Source organism: Vibrio sp. 10N.222.48.A3 (assembly GCF_041475345.1).
Lineage (GTDB): Bacteria > Pseudomonadota > Gammaproteobacteria > Enterobacterales > Vibrionaceae > Vibrio > Vibrio tasmaniensis_A.
The window spans coordinates 1-2,954 of the sequence record NZ_JBFRVX010000500.1; the positions used below are offsets into that span (position 1 = coordinate 1).

Genomic DNA, 2,954 nt, shown 5'->3' on the forward strand with positions numbered 1-2,954 from the left:
ATACACAGATAGAGGTTTCGCTAGCTAATTGGATAATTTTTAAAGAAAAAACTGCAAAGTCGAAGAATTATCTCATTTTGATGAAAGAGAGGATGAATACTTTTTCAACGGTCAGGCAAATATCGGCACAATGGCATTGACCTTACCCTAAGGGGAACGTTTATAGTTGCGTTGTAAATTCAAAGGTAAGCTATGACAAACACATTCCGAAAAACTTGGATTATTGTTTTCAGCATCATTGCGATGTTGATGTCTAGCTATGCCTCAAGCTCCTCAGCCTTGATGACTGAAGTAATGATGTTGGAAATGAGCTCGGGTAAGTCGGCTTGTTACCACAGCGATACTTCGGTTAATGACTCAAAGGCGGGATGCCATGTGATGAGTGAAGAAGTACACGCTGAAGACTCTAACATGAGTGCCCATGCTTTGATGGCTCAATTCGATATGTCTTCAATGAGCGAAGACGGCAGTCCGATGATGGGTAACCATTGTTCGAGTGCCGATTGCTGTGCCTCAATGTGTTCTGCAAGTCCCTATCCAATCCAGGCTGTTCAAGCCGTTGATCAACTTTCCTTTTCATTAGCTCGTTTTCAATCGGTCACGATTGGCCAGAAAGTCGCACGCGCTCAATCTTTGCTACGCCCACCTTCCGCATAAATCTATATCTAAAAATACAGTTATATCAGTTAGATAAATCTGATAAGCCATTCTTTTTTATGCGCTAATTAGCGCTAGATATGGACATTCATTGTGAATATGAAACCAACAACCTCTGTGTTTGTCATGAACACGAGCTTAGTGGTTGCTGCTGCCTTGCCTATGGCCTTGTTTTCAAGTGCTACGCTCGCGGCTACCACGGCGTCAGCTTCAAATGCTCAACACATTTCAGCACATGACCAAGCAAGCTCGACGCAGCAACTCAATACACTGATTGAGATTGCTTTAAGCGAAGATGGAAATCGCAAACAGTACTTTGCTCAGTCTCAAGCGATGCGAGAAACGGGCATTGCCAGCGCAACCTTGATGGATCCGAAACTAAAAGTCGGATTTGGTGGTCTGCCAGTCGATCGCTTCCAGTTTGATGAAGACCCAATGACCAATATCTCGGTTGGTCTGATGCAGCAATTTGAACGTGGCGATACGCTGGATCTACAGCAGAAAAAAGCGGGGCAGCAAGCGGATGGTTTGGCTTTGCAGGTGCAAGCAAGAGAATTGACGGTTGCGAATAGCATGACGCAGCTTTGGCTTGAGTTAGGTTATCAGCAAAAGGCTGAGTCGGTGATTCGTCAAAATCGTCGTTTGTTGGTTGAGCTTGAAAACTATGTACAAACCAATTACTCGATTGGTAAAAGTGAAGCGCAAGATCTGCTTAATGCTCAGCTCCAAGTGAGCAAGCTTGATGAGAAACTTCAGGCAAACCAGCAGGTTCAGCGTCGTCTAATCTCTCAGCTTTCTGAATGGTTGGGTTCTGATTGGCTAGGCTCTCAGGTTCTTGATTCTCAGGGCACACTGAATGCAACTAACCAAATCGATTGGTCGTTGTTGGAAAGCAAATTAGCGACCAATATCGATTCATCCAAGCACTACCAGCTACTGACTGACCATCCTTTGGTTAAGATCTCCGATGTCAGTATTTCCTCCAATCAAACTCAGGTTGAGTTAGCAGAGCAAGCTTATACGCCACAGTTTGGGGTCGAAGTGATGTATGCACACCGTCAAGCCAACAACATGGCGGGTGAACCTGCTTCTGATCTGGTGAGTGCTTATCTGACAGTCGACATCCCGCTGTTTACAGGGAACCGACAAGATAAAAACTTATCGGCTGCTCAGTATCAAGTTGGTGCGGCTAAATCTCAAAAAGACACCTTACTTTCCCAAATGAACGCACAAGTGAACGCATTGCTGGTGGACAGATCAAATCTGATCCAGCGATTAGAGCGCTATCAAACGTCTTTGCTTCCTCAAACCGCAGCACGAATCAGTGCGGTTGAGAGGGGCTATCAAAACAATACCGCTCAGTTTAACGATGTCATTTTAGCAACGACCGATGAGTTGGCGCTTAAGTTAGAGCAACAACGTTTGATCACCGATCTCAACATCGTTAACAGCAAACTGGCGGCGTTAGTCAGTGGCTTTGAATACCAAGTAAACCAACCACAACTCAACTCAAGCGCAACTAAACACACAGCCAATCAATAAGGGAATAGACAATGAGTACAGTAAAAGTAGCAACAATCGCTTTATTGGTCGGTGGTGCATTGGGTTTTAGTGTGAATCACTTTGTCGTTGGGTCAGCACATAACATGTCAGCAATGGCAACGAGTACAGGCGCCGAAGTAAGTAAACAAACCAAGGATGAACCTCTGTATTGGGTGGCTCCGATGGACCCAAATTATCAGCGAGACAAGCCGGGTCAGTCACCAATGGGGATGGATCTTATCCCTGTATATGCTGACGATGTGAACGGCGGAGCCAAAGATAAGCCCGGAACCGTGTTTATTGATTCTTTTGTGGAAAATAACCTTGGCGTGAAAACCGCACAAGTCACGAGAGAAGCGCTATCACCACGCATTGAAACGGTTGGCTACGTGGCATTTGATGAAAGTGCGCTATGGCAAACCAACGTCCGTGTTTCTGGTTGGGTGGAAAAACTCTCCATCAACGCAGTAGGTGAGAAGGTAAACAAAGGTGATGTGCTTTTCACACTCTATTCTCCAGAGCTTGTTAAAGCACAAGACGAGTTGATCAGTGCTTATAAAACGGGTCGTAAAGGTTTGATCAAAGGTTCGACTGAACGCTTAATTACCTTGGGTGTTGATAAGACTCAAATCCGCTCTATTACGCGCAAAGGCAAAGCTTCGCAAACCATTGAAGTCAAAGCGCCAGCTGATGGTGTCATCGCAAGCCTGAATATCCGAGAAGGTGGTTACCTTTCACCTGCACAAGCGGTGATC

The 2,954-nt window shown here is 45.3% G+C and carries 3 protein-coding genes; all 3 read left to right on the forward strand.

Features of this window, described 5'->3' with window-relative positions; all coding sequences use genetic code 11:
* Window positions 1-192: 192 nt before the first annotated feature.
* Window positions 193-657 (forward strand): hypothetical protein, encoded by a 465-nt coding sequence (locus AB4653_RS14745; protein WP_009845527.1) that lies wholly within the window; start codon window positions 193-195, stop codon window positions 655-657.
* 99 nt (window positions 658-756) lie between these two features.
* Window positions 757-2,199, forward strand: coding sequence for a TolC family protein (locus AB4653_RS14750; protein ID WP_009845526.1), 1,443 nt, complete (start codon window positions 757-759; stop codon window positions 2,197-2,199).
* A gap of 11 nt (window positions 2,200-2,210) precedes the next feature.
* The coding region (locus AB4653_RS14755; protein ID WP_372104571.1) for an efflux RND transporter periplasmic adaptor subunit at window positions 2,211-2,954 on the forward strand (744 nt) is incomplete at its 3' end.